The sequence below is a fragment of the Chitinimonas sp. genome (assembly GCF_036568685.1).
In the GTDB taxonomy this organism is placed as follows: domain Bacteria; phylum Pseudomonadota; class Gammaproteobacteria; order Burkholderiales; family Chitinimonadaceae; genus Chitinimonas.
Genome location: NZ_DATCSC010000036.1, coordinates 1 through 20,248, shown reverse-complemented (window position 1 = coordinate 20,248; position 20,248 = coordinate 1). Strand labels below are relative to the sequence as shown.

The window sequence follows — 20,248 nt, the reverse complement described above, 5'->3', positions numbered from 1 at the left end:
TTCGGTCGAGGCCGCCGCCGCCCGAAGGCCGCGGCGGCCCTGCTGCCATCCAGCCATAACGCGGAACCACAATACTGATGAGCGCGCACACCGAATTCGATCTGGGTTCGCTGATCTGGGTCAAAGGCGAAATCGACCAGGCCCTGGAGAAAGCCCGCCAGAGCCTGGCCAAATACGCCAGCCAGGCCGATACGGCCGAACTCAAGTTCGCACAGACACATCTGCACCAGGTACGTGGTGCAGTCGAAATGGTCGGCCTCTCGGGCGCAGCCCGTTTTGCCGAAGAATTGGAAGTCGCCGCCGGGAATATCGAGCGGTCCGAAGCCGGCCTCCTGGATGCCATCGTCGATGCCACCCAGGGCCTGGCCCAATACCTTGAATCGCTGGTCAATGGCGCGCCCGATCTGGCGCTCAAGCTTCTGCCCAGCTATCGGCGTATCCGCCAGCTGCGTGGCGAAGCCAGCAGCAGCGGTGCTGACCTGTTCTTCCCTTCGCTCTCCGCCGAGCTGCCGGCCACCCTGGCCGCCAGCAAGCTCGACGCCAGCGCCCTGCCCAACTATCTCAAGGGTGCCCGTAGCCGTTTCGAGGCCGGCCTTCTGAAGTGGATCAAGGGTGAAAAGCGCGAGGGCGCGCAATGGATGATGCAGGCCCTGTTCGGTGTGGCGCGTAGCCAGTCGAGCAGCCTGCAACGCGGTTTCTGGTGGGCTGCCGCCGCCATGGTGGAAGGCTCGGTGGATAACCGTAGCCGGCTCGACATCGACCAGAAGCAGCTTTTCTCCCGCCTCAACCAGCAGCTCAAGCGCCTCTCCGAGAGCGGCGGCAAGGTGGCCGAGCGGCTGTTCCGCGACGTGCTCTACACCGTCGCCCACCTCGATACCCACAGCGTGCAGTGTGCCGCCGTCCGCCAGGCCTTCGGCCTGATGGAACTGCTGCCGGCCGGCGCGCTGGAGGACGACGCCCAGGCGCTCGCCTCGCTGCAGGCGGCACGCGAGCTGAAGGAACTGATCAACCAGGCCAAGGACAACTGGGCTCGCGTTGGTGGCGGCGCCGCCGACCGCCTGCCGCAGGTGCGGCAGCAGATCGTCGAGCTGGCCAAGCGCGGTGCCGTGCTGGGTATCAAGGGCTTTGACCAGCTGGCGCAGGCTGTCGCGCAGCTGATCGGCAGCATGAATGGCGCCCCGGCCGAAGGCCAGGCGCTGGAAGTCGCTACCGCCCTCCTGCTGCTCGAAAACGCGCTGATCGTTTTCCCCGAACGTTCGGCCGACTTCCCGGCCCAGGCCGAGGCCATGCAGGCCCGCCTGCGCGACGGCGATGCCGCCAGTCCCGAGGTCACCCTGCTGGACGAGGTCTCGCGCCGCGCCCAGGAACGTCTCTTGATGGCCCAGGTGGCGCAGGAGATGCAGGCCAACCTAGTGCAGATCGAGCAGACGCTGGACGACTTCTTCCGCGACCCGAACACCCGTGCCGAGCTGGCCTCGACTGCCGGCCCGATCAAGCAGATCCGCGGTGCGCTCTTGATGCTCGACGAGCACGACGCCCAGCAGCTGCTGGATGCCTGTGCCGAGATCGTCAAGCAGAACCAGGCCGAAGACCACGAGGCACCGGCCGAGGAACTGGAATTCCTGGCGGAGGCGTTCTCCAGCCTGGGCTTCTATATCGACGCGCTGCGCCGTGAAGAAGCCGAACGGCTGCAGATCATCGCCCCCTGGCTGCAACAGATCCGCGGCGAGGAAGCCCTGCCCGAGGCAGAGCCGACCGAGGCGGAGCAGATTGCTGCCGAATTCGCCCAGGGCCCAGAAGCCGAAAGCGAGACCCGCGCGGTCAGCGCCCCCGAGGCCCCAGCCCCAGCCCCAGCCCCGGCGCCCGCGCCGGCCCCAGCCGCAGCGCAAGCGGTCAGCGAGGCCGCCGTCGACGCCGAACTGCTCGAGGTCTACCTCGAGGAAGCTGTCGAAGTGCTGGAGACCGTCACCAGCCATCTCGACATCATCCGCGAGCAGCCGGGTAACAAGGATGCACTAACCGTCATCCGCCGTGGCTTCCATACCCTCAAGGGTAGCGGCCGCATGGTGGGTCTCAACCAGCTGGGCGAAGTCGCCTGGTCGGTCGAACAGGTCATGAACAAGTGGCTGCAGGACGACAAGCGGGCCACCCCCGCCCTCTTGCAGCTGGTCGATACCACCGCCCAGCACTTCTCCCGCTGGGTCGAGGAACTGAAGAGCAGCGGCGCCGCCCAGGTAGAAGCCAGCGGTATCTTTGCCCTGGCCGAGCAGCTCAAGAGCGGCGTCGAGCCCGAAGTCGCCCCTGCCCCCGCTCCCGTTCCGGCCCCCGCCGAGCCCGAAGTCGAGCTGGCGCTGGATGTGTTGCCTGAACCTGAGCCCGAACTCGAAGCATTGCCCGAACTGGCCGCCGCACCGGCACTGGATGGTCTGGCGCTGGAAGCCGAACTGGAGCCCGCGCCGCTATTGGCCGCCGAGCAAGCTCCGCTGGCCCTGGCCGGCGAACCCGAGCCAGTCTTCGAGGTCGCTGCTGCAGAGCCGGTGAGCTTCGATCTGCCCGCAAGCGAAGCCGTACCGGCCGCCGAGGAGATCAGCCTGGACTTCGACCTGGACCTGCCCATCGAGGCGGTTGCGGTCGAACCGGCAGCCATCGAGTTCCCGGCGGTCGAGGAAGCTGCGCCGGAAGCCAGCCTGTCACTGGACGACGTGGCCCTCCTGGATCTGCCTGCCGCAGAACCGGAAGCGATCGAGCTGGCCAGTGCCGCGCAGGAGAGCGAGGAGCCGACCGAGTATGTGATCGGACCGGCCGTCATCTCCAAGGCACTGTTCGGCATCTTCCTGGACGAGGCCTATCGCCACTTCGCCACCCTGAACGAAGCCTATGGCGACTTCAGCAGCCGTGGTGAGGTCCGTCCTGAATTCGTGCATGCCGCCCATACCCTGTGCGGTATCGCCAACACCACCGGCTTTGCCGCCTTGGGCGAGCTGGGTTACGCCATCGAACAGGTCCTCTTGGCCTACCAGCGTGCCGGCATCGTGCCGGACGCCGCCGACTATGACACGGTGGCCTTGGGTATCGACAAGGTGGGCGTCATGCTGGGCCGCATCAGCCTGTATGAACCGCCGCAGGAAGAGCCGCAGACCGTGGCCCTCTTGATCGCCCTGGCCAACCGTCTCAAGGATGCCGCCGCGCCGCTGGGCGAGCTGTCTCTGGAGGCCCCGGCCGAAGGCGCCGACGCACCGCATGCGATCGGGCTGGATACCCTGGACCTGGAGCTGGACCTCGATGCCGCCGTGGCCGAGCCCGCCGCTGAGCCTGCGGCCGAGCTGGCCGCCGCGCCCGAAGTTGCGGAGCTGCCGGACATCAGCCCGGGAGAGCTGCCCGATCTGCAGGCACTGGACCTCGATATCGGCGAATTGCCCGACCTCGCGCTGCCGACCGAAGCCGCCTTGGCCGAGCCCGAACTGGTGCTCGACGCCCCGGCGCTGGAAGGCCTGGACCTGGATCTGACGCTGGACACCGAACCGGCCGCCGCAGACATCGTGCTGGAAGCGCCGGAGGAAGCCGCCGCCGAGCTGCCGCCCGAGGCCGTTGTGCCCATGCCGGAAGAGGTGGAAGCACCGCTGGCCGTCGATGCGCTCGACCTCGACCTGGATATCGACATCGATACTGAACAGCCCGCAGCGGCTGTCGAACTGGCCGCACTGCCGGAAGTGGCGACCGAGCCGCTGCTGGAGGCCGCGCCGGAAGTAGTCGAGATCGATGCGCCGCTGCCACTGGACGACGACAGCGCCGAGGCCCTGCCGGTACCGGCCGAAGAGGCCCTGCTGGATGCCATCCCGCTGGCCGAGGTCGACGAAGCCATCGTGCTGGAAGCCGAAGAGCCGGTCGAAGCCGTGCCGGTCGTCGAACCTGCACTCGAGCCAGTCGCCGAAGTCGTGGCCGAAGAAGCACCGGCTGCCGCCAGCCTGGCCGAGCCCGACGGCATAGGCAGCGTGCTGCAGCTGACCAGTACCGACCGCCTGGCCGACATCCACGTGCAGGATGAACTGGACGAGCAGCTGCTGCCCATCTTCCTGGAAGAGATGCAGGAGCTGATGCCGCAGCTGGCCGCCGACCTGCGCGCCCTGCGCGGTGAGCCGAGCAATAGCGACACCCACGACTCGCTCAAGCGCGTACTGCACACGCTCAAGGGTAGCGCGCGTATGGCCGGTGCCATGCGCATGGGTGAAGCGACCCACAATATGGAAACCCGCCTGCTCAATGCAGGCGAACATATCTCGACCGCCCTGGTGGACGAGCTGGACCTGGACTTCGACGCCATCACCGAGCTGCAGGACCGCCTGATCAACGGCGAGCCGGTGGCCGAGGAAGCTGCCACCGAAGCGGGTGCCGCCGCAGCGGTGCCGACCAGTGCTGCCGCGCCCGCCGCCGCAGGCCGTGCCGTACCGGCCCAGCAGTTGGGTCTGTCCGACCCCGACGCCGGCAAGTCCTCCATTCGTGTCCGCTCCGACCTCGTCGACCGTCTGGTCAACCAGGCTGGCGAGGTGTCGATCTCGCGTACCCGGATCGAATCGGAAATGCTGGCACTGAAGCGCTCGCTGCTTGATCTGACCGACAACGTGGCCCGTCTGCGTGGCCAGTTGCGTGAGATCGAGATCCAGGCCGAATCGCAGATGCAGTCGAAGATGGCGCAGACCAGCGACATGCCGGACTTCGACCCGCTGGAATTCGACCGTTTCAGCCGTCTGCAGGAACTCACCCGCTTCATGGCCGAGAGCGTCAACGACGTGGCGACCGTGCAGCACAACCTTTTGAAGAATCTGGACGAATCCAGCGCCGCCCTGACCCAGCAGGCTCGCATGACCCGCGACCTGCAGCAGGAACTGATGCGGGTGCGCATGGTGCCCTTCTCCTCGGTGTCCGAACGTCTCTACCGCCTGGTGCGGCAGACCGGCAAGGAGACCAGCAAGAAGGTCAACCTGGAAATCCGCGGTGGCCGCGCCGAGATCGACCGGGGCGTGCTGGAAAAGATGGTGTCGCCGTTCGAGCATATGCTGCGTAACGCCATCGACCATGGTCTGGAAAAGCCGGAGCAGCGCCTGGCCTCGGGCAAGAACGAGTTCGGCGAAATCGTCGTGGAAGCCCGCCAGGAAGGTAACGAACTGGTGCTGACCCTGCGCGACGACGGTGCCGGCCTCAATATCGAACGCATACGCCAGAAGGGCCTGGAAAAGGGTCTGATCGAAGCGGGCGTGGAATACACCGACGCCCACATCATGGGCCTGATCTTCGAAGCCGGCTTCTCCACCGCCAGCGCCGTGACCCAGTTGTCGGGCCGCGGTATCGGCATGGACGTGGTCAAGAGCGAGATCGAGGACCTGGGTGGCCGCGTTGAAGTGGACTCCCAGATCGGTAAGGGCACCATCTTCACCATCCACCTGCCGCTGACGCTGGCGGTGACCCAGGCCGTGCTGGTCCGGGTGGCTGGCAAGCTGTTCGCCATCCCCTCGGTGATGGTGGAGCAGGTGCAGGAACTGAAGCTGGACCCGCTGAACCAGCTCTACCAACGTCACCAGGCCGAGTGGCAGGGCAATATCTACCCCTTCCACTACCTGCCGCGCCTCCTTGGCGACTACGACAGCCAGCCGGAACAGAAGCGCTACAACACCATCATGTTGCTACGCTCCGGTGTCAGCCGCATCGCGATCCACGTCGACGAACTGGTGAAGAACCAGGAAGTTGTGGTGAAGAACATCGGCCCGCAGCTGGTGCGCGTGGCCGGTATTGCCGGTGCCACCGTGCTCGGTAACGGCGAGATCGTGCTGATCCTGAACCCGCTGGCACTGTTGCAGCGTCGCGCCGAGGCCCCGGTGGCCGACTTCGACGCTGCCATGGCCGCCAGCGCCCCGGCACCGGAAGAGCTGTTGCAGGTCACGCCGCTCGTCATGGTGGTCGACGATTCGCTGACCGTGCGTAAGATCACCGGCCGTCTGCTGGCCCGCGAAGGCTACCAGGTGGAAACCGCCAAGGACGGTGTGGACGCCCTGCAGAAGCTGCAGGACGTGCGCCCGGCGGTGATGCTGCTGGACGTGGAAATGCCGCGTATGGACGGCTTCGAATTGACGCGCAATATGCGCGCCAACGCCGACCTGCGCGACATCCCCATCATCATGATCACCTCGCGGACCGCCGATAAGCACAAGAACTTCGCGTTCGAACTGGGCGTCAACGCCTTCCTGGGTAAGCCCTATCAGGAAGACGAACTGCTGGAGCATATCCGCCGCCTGATCGGCGAGGAGATGCCGATCGCCTGATCGGAGCGCGCCTAAAAAATACCCCGCCGCATGGCGGGGTATTTTTTTGCCTAAGTCGCCAGCCAGTCCGCCAGGGCCTGCCGCTCGGCTTCGCTCAGATGCAGCCCGAGCTTGGTGCGGCGCCAAAGTATGTCCTCGGCGCTCAGCGCCCATTCCTCGCGCTGCAGATAGCGCACCTCCCGCTCATACAGGCCGGCACCGAAATGGCGGCCGAGGTCAGCCTCGCTGGCCGCGCCGGCTAGCAGCCGCTCCAGCCGGTCGCCATAGCAGTGCGCCAGCCGGCGTAGCAGATCGGCCGGCAAGCCGGTGTACTGGCGGCATAGCTGCTGGTGGAAGGCTTCGAAGTCAGCGTCCGGCAGGTTGCCACCGGGCAGTACCGGCGGCGTAGCGGGCAGCTGCATGCGCTCGAAATAGGACTGTAACTGCTGCAGCGCATGGCGCGCCAGCTGGCGGTAGGTGGTGAGCTTGCCACCGAATATGGACAACACCGGCGCGCCCTCTCGGTCCAATCGCATGGTGTAGTCGCGGGTGATGGCGGAAGGGTTGCCGCGCCTGTCGTCATACAGCGGCCGCACCCCGGCATAGCGCCAGACCACGTCGGCCGGGTGCGGTGGCTGCTGGAAATAGTCGCCTACCAGCTCGCATAGATAGGCGACCTCCTCGTCCGAGCAATACACCTCGCCCGGCTCGCCCTGGTGCACCACGTCGGTGGTGCCGATCAGGCTGTAGCGTCCTTCATAGGGCAGCACAAAGACGATGCGGCCATCCTGGTGCTGCAGGATATAGGCTTGCGGTCCGTCGTGCAGAGCCGGCACCACGATATGGCTGCCCTTTACGAGGCGGACCGAATCCCGCGTGCCCAGGTGCAGGGCCTCACGCAATACCCGCTCCACCCAAGGACCGGCGGCATTGACCAGGGCCCGGGCGCGCACCGTTTCGGACCGGCCATCCTGTGTCTGCAGCTCAACCCGCCACTGCCGGCCTTCGCGCTGCGCCTTGAGCATGCGGGTACGCGTGCGCACCGTGCCACCGAGCTCGCGACACTGCATGGCATTGGCCACCACCAGCCGCGCGTCGTCTGCCCAGCAGTCGGAATAAACAAAACCACGCCGGAACTCCGCCTTGAGCAGCGCACCCCAGGCATGCTTGCGCAGATTGATGCCCTTGGAGGCAGCCAACTTACGCCGTCCACCCAGGTGGTCATAGAGCAGGAGGCCCAACCGGATCAACCAACCGGGCCTGAGACCCGCGTGGTGAGGAAGCACAAAGCTCAGCGGCCAAACCAGGTGAGGCGCCATACGGAGCAGTATCTCGCGTTCGCTGAGCGCCTCGCGCACCAGGCGGAACTCGCGGTGCTCCAGGTAGCGCAGCCCGCCGTGGATCAACTTGCTGGAGGCAGACGAAGTGGCACCGGCCAGGTCGCCCTGCTCCACCAGCAGTACCTTGAGCCCGCCCTGGGCGGCATGGTTGGCAATGCCAGCGCCGTTAATGCCGCCGCCGATCACCAAGAGGTCGTAGTTATTCTCTTCCATCGCCTACCCAAGATAGTCGCAGAACCCCGCCACAGCCAGTCCGCAAGCGGCTTGCCACCGCTATAGCCAAATGTAGGGCGGTAAATCGCCACAAGTCATACCGCGGTGCAGCAGCCTGCCGTAAGCTCGGGGCTGTTTTCAGAATGCAGGGCGGATGGCGGATGCAGCGCTTGGCGCGTGCCGGCCTCGTGTTGGCGCAGATATTCTTCTTTGTGGTGGTCTGGTTGGGCTCGGACGCGCTGGCGCGGGCCGCCGGCTGGTCCCTACCGGGCAGCGTGATCGGCCTGAGCCTCGTCTGCCTGCTGCTGTTCAGCGGCATTCTGCCCAGCCGCCATGTGCAGCGCGGCGCCGACTGGTTGCTGGCCGAGATGCTGCTGTTCTTCATCCCGCCCGTGGTGGCGGTGGTCAACTTCGGCCCGCTGATCGTCAGCCAGGGTTGGCGGCTGCTGTTGGTGCTGCTCCTGGGCATGCTGGTGGTGATGGTGGGCACCGGCCTCGTGGTGGACTGGGTGTTCCGCTTCGAGTGCCGCCGCCACGCCAAGCGGGAGGGCAAGGCGCCATGAACCCTACCCTGCTCGCCGCCGCCTGCTTCATGGTCACGCTGTGCTGCTACTACCTCGGCAAGGCTGCCTATGCGCGCTGGCCGCGCCCGTGGCTGCTGCCCTTGGTGACCGTGCCGGCGCTCTTGATCCTCCTGGTAGTCGTCAGCGGCATCCCCTACGCCGTCTACTTTGCCGATACCCGTTGGCTGGTCTGGCTCTTGGGCCCCGCCACCGTGGCCTTCGCCCTGCCCATCTACCACCAGCGCGAGCTGATCCGGCGCTACCCGCTCTCTTTGACCGCCGGGGTGGTGGTAGGCGTACTGCTGGGCCTCGCCTCCTCCTGGCTGCTGGCGCGGCTCTTCCATCTGCCGGATGAAGTCGCCCGTAGCCTCTTGCCGCGCTCGGTCTCCACCCCCTTCGCCATCCTGGCCAGCGACTACTTCGGTGGCTCACACCAGCTCACCGCCCTGTTCGTGATCGTCACCGGCGTGTTCGGCATGATCCTCGGCGAGGCCATGCTGGTCCTCCTGGGTCTGCGCTCCAAGCTGGCACGCGGCGCACTATTCGGGGCAGCGGCCCATGCCGCCGGCACGGTCAAGGCGCGCGAGATCGGCGCCGAGGAGGGGGCCGTCGCCAGCCTGGTGATGATGTTCGCCGGCATTCTCATGGTGCTTTTAGCCCCCTGGTTCGCTCAGTGGGTGATCTGAACGGCCGTCCCAGCTAAGGCCATACAGCACCAGCAAAGCTTGCGCCGTGCTTACACCGCGCACACAAGCATGGCCCAGGCGCCACAACGTTCGACCGCCGGTCGGTCTTGGGTGCGCTGCGTCATGACAGCCGGGCCGCAAGCAGGCAGCATGCGTTATCTATCGCTTGCTTGATCTCTTATGGAACTTGGCTTCGACCCCGGTCTCGTGCTGCTCGCCCTGGCACCCGTCTTCCTGCTCTGCATCGCCTGGGAAGCGTGGTACTGGCGCAAGCGCGGCATCGCCAAATATTCACTGACCGATACGCTCTCCAATGCCGGTCTGGCACTCATGCACCAAGGGGCCGACCTGGTCGCCACCCTGCTGTTTATCAAGACCGCCTACACCTGGGCCTTCACGCACGGCCTGCACGCCTTCCCCAATACGGCCTGGAGCGTGCTGGCAGCCTTTTTGATCCAGGACTTCCTCTACTACTTCTTCCACCGCGCCAGCCACCGGGTGCGCTGGCTATGGGCCAGTCATGTGACCCACCACTCCAGCGAGCGGCTCAACCTCTCCACCGCCTTCCGCCAGAGCCTGACCTACCCGATCTCGGGCATGTGGCTGTTCTGGCTGCCCATGGCCTGGCTGGGCTTCTCGCCCGACCTCGTCATCCTGGTGGTGGGGCTCAACCTCGCCTTCCAGTTCTTCGTCCATACCGAGGCCATCGGCAAGCTGGGCTGGATCGAGCATGTCTTCAACACCCCCTCGCACCATCGCGTGCACCACGCCAAGAACCCGCAGTACATAGACCGCAACTACGCTGGCGTACTGATCATCTGGGACAAGCTCTTCGGCAGCTATGTGGAAGAAGGGGAAGCGCCGCGCTATGGCATCGTGGTCCAGGTCAAGGGCCATAACCCGCTCAAGCTGACCTTCCACGAATGGATCGCCATGTTCCGCGCCGTCTGGCGCGACAAGGACCTGCGCCATCTGTGGATGCCGCCGGAGTGGGACGAGAAGCCCGCGACCAAGGAAACGCAAGTCACCCCTTAGGCGCGGGCTTCGTCGCCAGCCAGCCGGGCATAGAGCATGCCGTCGCCCTCGGGGTAGTAGCCACGCAACAGACCTTCCGCTTGCAGGCCGACGGCCTCGGCCAAGCGGCGCGAACGCTCATTGCGTACATCGGTGACGCAACTGACCCGGCGCAGGCCGCAGTGCGCGAAGGCAAAGTCCAGCACGGCGCGCACCGCCTCCCGCATCTTGCCCTGCCCGTGCATCGTGGTGTTGCCCCACCAGCCGGTCTCGCCGCGTTGCATAGTCCAGTCCAGCGCATGCAAGCCGGTGGCGCCGACCAGTTGGCCACCCTCGCGGGCCCAGACCAGGAGGGTCAGCTCACTGCGCAACAGCCAGTTGGCCGCAGACTCCCGCGCGAATTGCTCCAAGCCTTGCACACTTTGCTCGTGCTGCGCCCAAGCCAGCGAGGAGGGCCAGGCCCTGAGCGCCGGCAGGGAAGCAGCAACTGCTTCATAGAGCGCCTCGCCGTCACCCGGTTGGGGCGGACGCAGCACAAGGCGTGGGGTCAAAAGCTCAGTGGGCAGGTCACGCATTACGGTCATGGCTTGTTTCCATTTCAATCAGCAATGAAAACGGGCGCCCTTGGCGCCCGTTTTGGTTTAGTCGTATCGTGCCGGGCGCGCACCTAGTCAAACGGCTCTTCCTCGTTGGCATTGTGGGCTTCGGCGCGTTCGCTGGGCAGGCCAAAGGCGGTGAGGATAAAGTCATAGCGCTCGGCGTCGAGTTGCTGCGCCACATAGGGCTGCAGCGCAGCGAGCTTGTCCGCGGTGAGGAAGTAGGAAAGCAGCATGTCCGGGTCGGGCCGCTGCTGCTCGGCGGCAAAGAGCTGCAATAGCCGCACCGGCGAGATCGTGTCGGCGACCGGCCAGTGGCCGACCAGCGCCCCGTCCATGCCCTTTTCCCACACTTCGATTGCCCGCTTGATCTGCATTGCTATTTCCTTCCGTATTGCAGCCAGCTTACGTCGCCCACCGACCAAGCTCAAGGCCGCGCCGACTACCGTTGTGCCGGCCTGCCAGATAAATCGCTGCGGTGCCGCACGCTAAAAGGTAGAATCGCAGTCCTCCAAGGTGCCGGCCGTTCTGGCCGGTTAAACGGGAAACAGGTGCAATTCCTGTGCTGTCCCTGCAACGGTAAGCAAGTGTGGACCGGTCATGCATGCCACTGCGAGTGCGCTCGTGGGAAGGCGGCTGGTCAAGTCTTGCAAGCCCGGATACCGGCCTTAGGGTTCTGCAGCTGCCGCGCGCAAGCCGGCCCCCGCCACCCGGGCGGGCAGAATATATCGACGCGCGGCAGGGTGCACGCAGCGGGTATGAGCCACGCTGCCCTCCGCAGCCCGCGCCTATTCCTGCCCTGGGTCCTCCTGCCGCCTATTGCTCGTCCCACGACGAGACTGGTTTCAGGAGAACCCCATGTCCAGCCGCAAGCAACACCTGCTTCCCTTTGCCCTGACGGCCCTCGCCGCCAGCCTCTCCGGCTTCGCCGCCGACGCCCCCAAGAATGACGATACCGTGGTGGTGACCGCCGCCCGCCTGCCGCAGCTGCAACGCGAGGTGATCGGCGACGTGACCGTGCTGGATCGCGAAACGCTGGACCACTACCGCGGCGAGAGCCTGGCTGACATTCTGCCCATGCAGCCCGGCGCACAGATCATCAGCAACGGCGGCCCCGGCAAGGCGACCAGCGTGTTCCTGCGCGGTACCAACGCCCAGCACACCCTCTTGCTGATCGACGGCGTGCGCTATGGTTCGGCCACCCTCGGTAGTGCTGCCATCCAGCACCTGCCGCTGGACCAGATCGAGCGCATCGAGATTCTGCGCGGCCCGGCCGCCAGCATGTACGGCGCCGACGCAATCGGCGGCGTGATCCAGGTCTTTACCCGCAAGGGCAGCAAGGCAGGCGAGGCAGCGGTCGAGGTCGGCGCCGGCAACCAGGGCACCTACGCCCTGAGCGCCAACCTCGGTGGCGAGGTCGACGGCACCCGCTACGCCGTGGCCGTAGCCCACAACAAGACCGACGGTGTCAGCGCCATCGCCAACCCCAAGAACAGCAACTACAACCCGGACCGCGACGGCTACCGCAACACCAGCCTCAGTGCCTCGCTGAGCCGCAAGCTGGACGCCGCCAACGAACTGGGTGGCAGCATCCTCTTGGCTGACGAGCACAACCAGTACGACAGCAGCTACCCGAGCAAGAACTACGACTATCGCGACCAGGGTGTGCAGGGCAGCGCCACCGTATGGAGCCGCCACCAGTTGAGCGATGCCTGGACCGCCCGGCTGCAAGCCGGCTTGAGCGAGGACAACAGTGCCAACTTCGGCCCGGTCTCGGCCACCGATCTGCGCGACCTCAAGAGCGAGATCAACACCCGCCAGACCCAGTTCAGCTGGCAGAACGACGTCAAGCTGGGCCTCGGTACCGCGACCCTGGGTCTGGAAACGCTGCAGCAGAAGGTCAGCGGCGATACCGTCTACGACGTCAGCCAGCGCCGTATCAACAGTGTGTTCGGTGGCTACCTGGCGCGCATCGGCGACGCTACCGTGCAGACCAATCTGCGCTGGGATGACAACTCGCAGTTCGGCGACCACACCAGCGGTACCGTGGGCCTGAGCTGGCAGCTGGCCCCGAGCTGGCAGCTTGGCGGCAGCGCCGGCACCGGCTTCCGTGCCCCGACCTTCAATGAGCTCTACTACCCCGGCTTTGGCAATGCCGCGCTCAAGCCCGAAGAGTCGGTCAGCACTGAAGCCTTCGCCCGCTACAAGGATGGCGCCCTAAGCAGCAGCCTGACGGTCTACCGCAATGTGGTGCGCGACCTCTTGCAGTACGACCCCTCCACCTTCAGCACCGGCAATATCGGCAAGGCCACCCTGAGCGGCGCTACCTGGCAGGCCGAATGGCAGCAGGATGCCTGGCTCTTGGGCGGCCATATCGACTGGCTCAATGCCCGCGACAGCTCGGGCGGCAGCGCCGACGGCAAGCAGCTGGCCCGCCGCGCCCGCCAGGCCGCCACCGTCTACGGCGCCCTGAACCTGGGCGAGGTGGAAACCCGTGTCGAAGTGCAGGCCCAGGGCAAGCGCTGGAACAACGCCGGCAACACGCAGCGCCTGGCCGGCTACGCCGTGACCAATCTCTCGGCCAGCTGGCAGGTCGCGCCGGAGTGGCAGCTCAGCGCCCGCGTCAACAATGTGTTCGATCGCGACTACACCTTGGTGACCGACTACGGCACCGTGGGCCGTACCGCCCTCGTCAGTGTGCGCTGGCAACCCAAGTGAACGCCGAGCTGGTCCTCGGCGGCGCGCGTAGCGGCAAGAGCCGCTACGCGCTGAACCAGGCACTGGCCCATAGCGGGCCGGTGTGCTGGGTCGCCACCGCCGAGGCCTTCGACGCGGAGATGCAAGCGCGCATCCAGCATCACCGCGCCGAGCGCCCCAGCCATTGGCAAAGCGTGGAAGCGCCGCTGCAGCTGGCAGCGGCCCTGCACGCCCAGGCTGGGCAGTTCGTCGTCATCGACTGCCTGACCCTGTGGCTGTCGAACTGGCTGTGCCGCGATACGCCTGCCGACTGGCAGGTCGAGCGCGCAGCCCTTGTGCAAGCCGTAGCGGACTTTCCCTCGCCACTCAAATTGGTCAGCAATGAGGTGGGCTACGGCATCGTCCCCGACAACGCCCTGGCCCGCCACTTCCGCGATGAAGCCGGCCGCCTGCACCAAGACCTGGCCGCGCTATGTCCCGCAGTGACCCTGGTCGTTGCCGGTCTGCCCATGGCCGTGAAACGAACCTCGCTCTAGGAGCCCCTCCAATGCAAACCCACTGGTGGGCACAAGCGCCCTATCTGCTCGACCACACCGCCGCCACCGCAGCAGCGCAAAGGCAGCGCATCCTGACCAAACCCGAGGGGGCACTGGGCGAGCTGGAACGGCTGGTGATCCGGCTGGCTTTTCTACAGGGCCGCGAGCGCCCCCATCTGGCGCAACCCTGGATCAGCGTGTTTGCCGCCGACCACGGCATCGCCGAGGCCGGCGTCTCGGCCTACCCGCGCGAAGTCACCGCGCAGATGGTGGCCAATTTCAGCCGTGGTGGCGCCGCCATCTGCGTGCTGGCCAAGCAGATCAATGCCCGCTTCGAGGTGGTGGACGTGGGTGTCGCCTCCGACACCTCGGCCTTACCCGGCGTGGTACAGGCCAAGACCGTGGCCGGCACCGACAACTTCCTGACACAGCCCGCCATGCAGGCCGAAACCCTGACCGCCGCCCTGGCCGCCGGCCGCGCCGCCGCGCAGCGGGCCAAGCAGGCGGGTGCCGACTGTTTTATCGGCGGCGAGATGGGCATAGGCAATACCAGCAGCGCCAGTGCCCTGGCGGCCGTCTGGCTGGGCGAAGACGTGGCCGACCTGGTCGGCCCTGGCACCGGTCTGAACCCTGAAGCCGTGGCCCGCAAAGCCCGCCTGCTGCAAGACGCGCTGACCCTGCATGCTGGCCGGCTGGATGACCCCTTCCAGGCACTGGCCACCCTGGGCGGCTGCGAGATCGCCGCCCTGGCCGGCGCCTATATCGCCTGCGCCCAGCTGGGCCTGCCGGTGCTGGTGGACGGCCTGATCAGCAGCGTGGCCGCCCTGGCCGCCTGCCGCCTCAACCCCGGCACCGCAGACTGGCTGCTGTTCGGCCACCAATCGGCCGAACCGGCCCACGCCAAGGTACTGAAAGCCCTGAACGGCACACCCATGCTGCAGCTGGGCATGCGGCTGGGCGAAGGCAGTGGTGCCGCCAGCGCCTACCCCATCCTGCAACTGGCCTGTGCCCTGCACGCCGGCATGGCAACCTTCGAGCAGGCCGGCGTCAGCGACCGCGATGCTTGAATTGGCGCCCGGCCCCTGGTTGGCCGCGCTGCTGGGCGGCCTCGTACTCGAGGCGCTCTGGGGCGAGCCGCGCCGCTGGCACCCGCTGGTCGGTTTCGGCCGGCTGGCGCAGATGCTGGAGCGGCGCAGCAACAGTGGCCGGCAGCCGCTGCTGCGCGGCACCTTGGCCTGGGTCTTGTTGCTCGGCGGCTGTTTGGGCGTCTATGGCCTGCTCGAGCAGGCGCTGCCGGCTTCGTATGCCTGGCTGCTGGACGCCTGGGCGTTCTGGTTCGCGCTCGGCGCGCACAGCCTGCATAGCCATGTGGTGGCGATATTGCGGCCGCTGCGCGCCGGTGATCTGCCCCTGGCCCGCCAGCAGCTGGCCCGCATCGTCAGCCGTGACTGCAGTGCGCTGGACCGCGCCGGGATCAGCAAGGCCACCCTGGAATCGACGCTGGAGAACGGCTCCGACGCCATCTTCGCCACCCTGTTCTGGTTTGCCCTGCTGGGTGGTTACGGCGCGCTGCTGCACCGGCTGGCCAATACCCTGGATGCCATGTGGGGCTACCGCAGCCCGCAATTTCTCTACTTTGGCCGCTGTGCCGCCCGTGCCGACGATGTGCTCAACTGGCTGCCGGCCCGACTGACCGCGCTGAGCTATACCCTGCTCGGGCAAAGCCGCCTGGCCTGGCACTGCTGGCAGCAGCAGGGCCCGCTATGGGACAGCCCCAATGCCGGTCCGGTGATGGCGGCGGGTGCCGGCGCCCTGTCCGTCGAGCTGGGTGGCGATGCCTGCTACCACGGCCAGAGGGAAGCACGCCCACGACTTGGCGCCGGTGCCAGCCCCGGCAGCCACGACGTGCTGCGCGGTCTGCGCCTGGTACAACGCAGCGTGCTGCTGTGGCTGGTGGTGCTGGTTGGCCTGGGGAGCGCGCGATGGCTGTTGTGAACCCACCCCAACATGGCGGCGATCTGCAGCGCGCCATGGCGAGCTACGGCGGCATGGCCAGCGACTGGCTGGACTGTTCCAGCGGCATCTCCCCCTACCCTTACCCCTTGCCACCCGTCCCGCGCGAGGTCTGGCAGCGCCTGCCCGGGCAGGACGAGACCCTGCTGGCCGCCGCACGGGCCTACTACGGCACCCGGCAGCTGCTGGCCCTGCCCGGTAGCCAGGCTGCCATCGCGCTGCTGCCCCAGCTGAGGGCCCGCAGCCGGGTCGGGGTGATTACCCCGGCCTATGCCGAGCATGCCTGGCAATGGCGCCAGGCCGGCCACAGCGTGATCGAGCTGACCGCCGACGACGTCGAGGCCCAGCTACCTGGGCTCGATGTGCTGGTCCTGGTCAACCCCAACAACCCGACCGCCCTGCAGCACCCTGCCGCCCGCTTGCTGGCCTGGCAGGCCACGCTGGCCGAGCGCGGCGGCTGGTTGCTGGTGGACGAAGCCTTTGCCGACCTCGATGGCACGCACAGCCTGCTGCCACATATCGGCCTGCCGGGCCTCGTGGTACTGCGCTCGGTAGGCAAGTTCTTTGGCCTGGCCGGCATACGGCTGGGCTTCGCCGCCGCCGAGCCCACGCTGCTGGCCGCCTTGCAAACCCGGCTGGGGCCCTGGACGGTGAGTGCACCGGCGCAGTGGGCCGGCAGCCTGGCGCTGCAGGACCTGGCCTGGCAGACCACGCAGCGCCAGCGCTTGCAGGAGGACAGCCGCTGGCTCTCGGCTACCTTGACCGAGGCCGGCCTGGCACCGGCCGGCCAGCTACCGCTCCTGTACTGGTGCCCTACCCCGCACGCCGCCGCCTGGCAGGCTGCACTTGCCCGCGAATGGCTGTGGTGCCGCCGCTTCAGCGAACCCGCCGGCCTGCGTTTCGGCCTCGTCGCCCAGCACCAGCGGACGCTTTTCCTGCGCCGGCTCAGTGCTGCTCGCATGGTTCTGTCATCCAATCCATCCCTTATTACGGAGGCGCCATGAGCGCAGACCTCGAACGCAACGCCCGCCACGCGGCCCGCATGGCGCGCAAAAAGGCCCTGATCGACGTCAAGATCGCCGAGGCCAATATCGACACCGGCGTCATGCTGGTGCTGACCGGCAACGGCAAGGGAAAGTCCTCCTCGGCCTTTGGCATGGTGGCGCGCGCCATCGGCCATGGCATGAAGGTGGGGGTGGTGCAGTTCATCAAGAACCGCACCGATACCGGCGAGGAAGCCTTTCTCGGCCAGCACTGCGAGTGGCATGTGATGGGTGACGGCTTTACCTGGGATACCCAGAACCGCGAGGCCGATACCCGCCGCGCCGAGGTCGCCTGGGAAATGGCCGCGCGCATGCTGGCCGACCCCAGCTACGAGCTGGTGGTGCTCGACGAGCTGACCTACTGCCTGAGCTATGGCTACCTGGACAAGGCCCGCGTGATCGCCGATCTGGATTCCCGCCCCGAGCTGCAGCACGTGGTGGTGACCGGCCGTGCGGCGGTGGATGAATTGCGCGAGATCGCCGACACCGTCTCGGTGATCGACAACGAAAAGCACGCCTTCAAGGCCGGCATCCGTGCCCAGCGGGGGCTGGAATGGTGAGCCCCATGCTGCGCGGCCTGCTGGCCAGCCTGCTGCTGGCGGGCGCCTGCGCCGACGTGGCGGTCAAGGATGACCAGGGCCGCACGGTCAGCCTCAAGCAGCCGGCGCAGCGCATCATCAGCCTGGCGCCGCACCTGACCGAGCATCTATACGCCATCGGCGCCGGTAGCCGCATCGTCGGCGCCACCAACTACAGCGACTACCCGGCCGCCGCCAAGGCCCTGCCGCGGGTGGGCGGCTACAACAGCTTCGACCTGGAAAAGATCCGCGCGCTCAAACCGGACCTGATCGTAGCCTGGCCCAGCGGCAACCCGGCACGCCAGTTGGAGCAGATAGAGAGCCTGGGCATACCGGTCTTCTACGACGAAGCACAAAAGCTGGTCCAGGTACCGACGGTGATGGAGCGGCTAGGCGTCTTGAGCGGGCAGGAAGCCGGTGGCAAGGCCGCGGCGGCCGAGTTCCGTAGCCGCCTTGCCAAGCTCGAGGCCCGCTACGCCGGGAAGAAGCCGGTACGCATGTTCTACCAGGTCTGGGACAGGCCGCTGATGACCATCAACCGTGAGCAGATCATCTCTGACGTGATGCACCTGTGCGGGGCCGAGAATGTCTTTGCCAACCTGCCCAGCCTCGTCCCCACCGTGGACGAGGAGGCGGTGATCACCGCCAACCCGGCCTTGATCGCCACCAGTGGCGAGGCCAGCAACAAGGTCAACTGGCTGGACCGCTGGCGGCGCTGGCCGCGCTTGGCGGCCACCGCCAGGCAGCAGCTCTACATCCTGCCGCCCGACCTCTTGAGCCGCATGGGCCCGCGTCTGGTGGACGGCGCCGAAGCGCTCTGCCAGGTGGTGGAGCAAGCCCGCCAGTGAAGCACCACGCCCCCTTGAGCCGGCGCCGGCTGCTGCTGACCTTGGCTTCCCTGTTGCTGCTCACCGCCATTCTGCTGTGCGCCAGCCTATGCCTGGGCAGTACCGCCTACCGGCCCTGGCAGCTGTGGAACGACGGTCCCGATGCCCTGCTGGCGCGCGATGTGGTGCTCTCGCTACGGTTGCCGCGCAGCCTGGCGGCGCTGGCGGTGGGCGGGTTGCTTGCACTGGCTGGCCTCTTGCAGCAGATCCTGCTGCGCAACCCGCTGGCCGAGCCCTATGTGCTGGGTACCTCGGGTGGCGCCAGCGTGGGAGCACTGACCGCCCTCTTGCTGGGGGCCGGCAGCGTGCTGGTCTCGCTGGCGGCCGGTGGCGGCGCACTGGCCACCACCCTGCTGGTATTCGCCCTGGCACGTAACGACCATTCCAGCCAGCAGGCCCGCTTGCTGCTCACCGGCATAGCGCTGGCCTCCTTTGCCTCGGCGTTGAGTTCCTTGCTGCTGAGCCTGGCTCCCGAGGGCCTCTTGCGCGGCATGATCTACTGGATGCTGGGCGATCTCTCCGGCGCGCACTGGCCGGCCGCCGCGGCAGCCTTGCTGGCCTTGCTGGTCCTGCTCTGGCCATGGTCGCGTGACCTCAATCTGATGAGCCACGGCCGCGAGGCCGCCCACGCCCTGGGCAGCCACACCCTTCGGCTGCAATGGCTGCTGTATTTCTGCTCGGCCGCCGCCACCGCAGTAGCGGTGACCACGGCCGGCATGATCGGCTTTGTCGGCCTGATCGTGCCACATGCACTGCGCCTCCTGCTGGGCCAGGACATCCGCCTCCTGCTCCCAGCCAGCGCACTGGGCGGCGGCTGTGTGCTGCTGGCGGCCGATATCGGCTCGCGCATCATCCTAGCGCCACAGCAGCTGCCGGTGGGGGTAGTGACCTCGCTGGCCGGTGTGCCGGTCTTTCTGTGGCTGCTGCAGCAGCGCGGGGGCCGCCGATGATGCAGGTACGCGGCCTGAGCCTGCAGCAGGGCGAGCGACTGCTGTGTGCCGGCCTGGATCTCGATATCCGGCCCGGTGAGCGCTGGCTGCTGCTGGGCGAGAACGGCTGCGGCAAGAGCAGCCTCTTGGCCACCCTGGCCGGCTGGCGGGCCAACCTGACCGGCTCGATCACCCTGGGCAACAAGCCATTGGCCGACCTGCCGCGCCGGGAGCGCGCCCGCCAACTGGCTTGGCTTACCCAGCAGGACGATGTTGCCTTCCCGCTGACCGTGCTGGAAAAAGCCCTGACCGGCCGCCACCCGCACCTGGGTCGCTGGGACTGGGAGAGCGAGACCGACCGGCAGCTGGCTCTGGCGCAGCTGGAGCGGCTTGATCTGGCCCACCTGGCCGGGCGGGACCTCGCCACCCTCTCCGGTGGCGAGCGGCGTCGCGCGGGTCTGGCCGCCGCGCTGGCCCAACAGGCGCCCCTGCTGCTGCTCGACGAGCCGCTGTCACAACTGGACCTGCGCCACCAGCAGCAAGCCCTGACGGTACTAGCCGAGGAAGCGCGACAAGGCCGCGCCTTGCTGCTGGTCAGCCATGAGCCCAACCATGCCCACCACTTCGCCAGCCACGCCCTGCTCTTGTTCGGCGACGGCCGCTGGCAGGCCGGTCCGGTGGCCGAAGTACTCACCGCCGAACACCTGAGCGCCCTCTACCGCCATCCGGTACGCAGCCTGCAGGTCGATGGCCAACCCTGGTTCCTGCCAGGAGCGGCGGCGTGAGCAGGCTGATTCTGCTGCGCCACCCACCCTGCCAGGCGGGCGAAGGCCGCTGCTACGGCCGGCTGGACCTGCCGG

The 20,248-nt window shown here is 67.1% G+C and carries 16 protein-coding genes and 1 riboswitch; of the genes, 13 read left to right on the top strand and 3 right to left on the bottom strand.

Features of this window, described 5'->3' with window-relative positions:
* The first annotated feature begins 77 nt into the window (after positions 1-77).
* Positions 78-6,314 carry an Hpt domain-containing protein gene (locus tag VIM95_RS06010; protein WP_331984059.1) on the top strand — a complete coding sequence of 2,079 codons (6,237 nt, stop codon included), beginning with the start codon at positions 78-80 and terminating at the stop codon, positions 6,312-6,314.
* Positions 6,315-6,364: 50 nt separating this feature from the next.
* On the opposite strand, the gene glpD is transcribed toward VIM95_RS06010, so the two are convergent.
* The gene (gene glpD, locus VIM95_RS06005; RefSeq protein WP_331984057.1) at positions 6,365-7,846 is read right to left on the bottom strand and encodes a glycerol-3-phosphate dehydrogenase; all 1,482 of its coding nucleotides are present in this window, start codon (positions 7,844-7,846) and stop codon (positions 6,365-6,367) included.
* A 161-nt stretch (positions 7,847-8,007) separates the two neighbouring features.
* Here glpD and VIM95_RS06000 point away from each other — a divergent pair, with 161 nt between their 5' ends.
* The 3 genes from VIM95_RS06000 (at position 8,008) to VIM95_RS05990 (ending at position 10,130) form a co-directional block, all read left to right on the top strand.
* Positions 8,008-8,409, top strand: a complete 402-nt coding sequence (locus VIM95_RS06000) for a CidA/LrgA family protein (RefSeq protein WP_331984055.1) — start codon at positions 8,008-8,010, stop codon at positions 8,407-8,409.
* Positions 8,406-9,095: an LrgB family protein gene (locus VIM95_RS05995; protein WP_331984053.1), complete on the top strand. Its 690-nt coding sequence runs from the start codon at positions 8,406-8,408 to the stop codon at positions 9,093-9,095. Before VIM95_RS06000 ends, VIM95_RS05995 begins: the two co-directional genes overlap by 4 nt.
* A 180-nt stretch (positions 9,096-9,275) precedes the next feature.
* The gene (locus tag VIM95_RS05990) at positions 9,276-10,130 is read left to right on the top strand and encodes a sterol desaturase family protein (RefSeq protein WP_331984051.1); all 855 of its coding nucleotides are present in this window, start codon (positions 9,276-9,278) and stop codon (positions 10,128-10,130) included.
* Here the strand turns inward: VIM95_RS05990 and VIM95_RS05985 are convergent.
* Together VIM95_RS05985 and VIM95_RS05980 are read right to left on the bottom strand one after the other, a co-directional pair.
* Positions 10,127-10,693 carry a GNAT family N-acetyltransferase gene (locus VIM95_RS05985; RefSeq protein ID WP_331984049.1) on the bottom strand — a complete coding sequence of 189 codons (567 nt, stop codon included), beginning with the start codon at positions 10,691-10,693 and terminating at the stop codon, positions 10,127-10,129. The genes VIM95_RS05990 and VIM95_RS05985 overlap by 4 nt on opposite strands.
* An 83-nt stretch (positions 10,694-10,776) precedes the next feature.
* Positions 10,777-11,082, bottom strand: a complete 306-nt coding sequence (locus tag VIM95_RS05980; protein ID WP_331984047.1) for a hypothetical protein — start codon at positions 11,080-11,082, stop codon at positions 10,777-10,779.
* Positions 11,083-11,202: 120 nt separating this feature from the next.
* A riboswitch (cobalamin riboswitch) is annotated at positions 11,203-11,390 on the top strand.
* 173 nt (positions 11,391-11,563) lie between these two features.
* Here VIM95_RS05980 and VIM95_RS05975 point away from each other — a divergent pair.
* The 9 genes from VIM95_RS05975 to VIM95_RS05935 are packed head-to-tail and all read left to right on the top strand — an operon-like array spanning position 11,564 to position 20,173.
* Positions 11,564-13,423, top strand: coding sequence for a TonB-dependent receptor domain-containing protein (locus tag VIM95_RS05975; protein WP_331984045.1), 1,860 nt, complete (start codon positions 11,564-11,566; stop codon positions 13,421-13,423).
* On the top strand, positions 13,420-13,938 hold the full coding sequence (gene cobU / locus VIM95_RS05970) for a bifunctional adenosylcobinamide kinase/adenosylcobinamide-phosphate guanylyltransferase (protein WP_331984043.1): 519 nt from the start codon (positions 13,420-13,422) through the stop codon (positions 13,936-13,938). The genes VIM95_RS05975 and cobU overlap by 4 nt, the downstream gene beginning before the upstream one ends.
* 11 nt (positions 13,939-13,949) lie before the next feature.
* Positions 13,950-15,005, top strand: coding sequence for a nicotinate-nucleotide--dimethylbenzimidazole phosphoribosyltransferase (gene cobT, locus VIM95_RS05965; RefSeq protein WP_331984041.1), 1,056 nt, complete (start codon positions 13,950-13,952; stop codon positions 15,003-15,005).
* Positions 14,998-15,933 (top strand): adenosylcobinamide-phosphate synthase CbiB, encoded by a 936-nt coding sequence (gene cbiB / locus VIM95_RS05960; protein WP_331984039.1) that lies wholly within the window; start codon positions 14,998-15,000, stop codon positions 15,931-15,933. The genes cobT and cbiB overlap by 8 nt, the downstream gene beginning before the upstream one ends.
* Positions 15,930-16,955 carry a threonine-phosphate decarboxylase CobD gene (cobD, locus tag VIM95_RS05955; protein WP_331984037.1) on the top strand — a complete coding sequence of 342 codons (1,026 nt, stop codon included), beginning with the start codon at positions 15,930-15,932 and terminating at the stop codon, positions 16,953-16,955. Before cbiB ends, cobD begins: the two co-directional genes overlap by 4 nt.
* Positions 16,952-17,554, top strand: coding sequence for a cob(I)yrinic acid a,c-diamide adenosyltransferase (gene cobO / locus VIM95_RS05950; RefSeq protein ID WP_331984035.1), 603 nt, complete (start codon positions 16,952-16,954; stop codon positions 17,552-17,554). Before cobD ends, cobO begins: the two co-directional genes overlap by 4 nt.
* A 5-nt stretch (positions 17,555-17,559) precedes the next feature.
* Entirely contained in the window at positions 17,560-18,420 is an 861-nt protein-coding gene (locus tag VIM95_RS05945; protein ID WP_331984033.1) for a cobalamin-binding protein, read from the top strand.
* Positions 18,417-19,409, top strand: a complete 993-nt coding sequence (locus VIM95_RS05940; RefSeq protein WP_331984031.1) for an iron ABC transporter permease — start codon at positions 18,417-18,419, stop codon at positions 19,407-19,409. The genes VIM95_RS05945 and VIM95_RS05940 overlap by 4 nt, the downstream gene beginning before the upstream one ends.
* Positions 19,406-20,173 carry an ABC transporter ATP-binding protein gene (locus VIM95_RS05935; RefSeq protein ID WP_331984028.1) on the top strand — a complete coding sequence of 256 codons (768 nt, stop codon included), beginning with the start codon at positions 19,406-19,408 and terminating at the stop codon, positions 20,171-20,173. Before VIM95_RS05940 ends, VIM95_RS05935 begins: the two co-directional genes overlap by 4 nt.
* Positions 20,174-20,248: the final 75 nt, after the last annotated feature.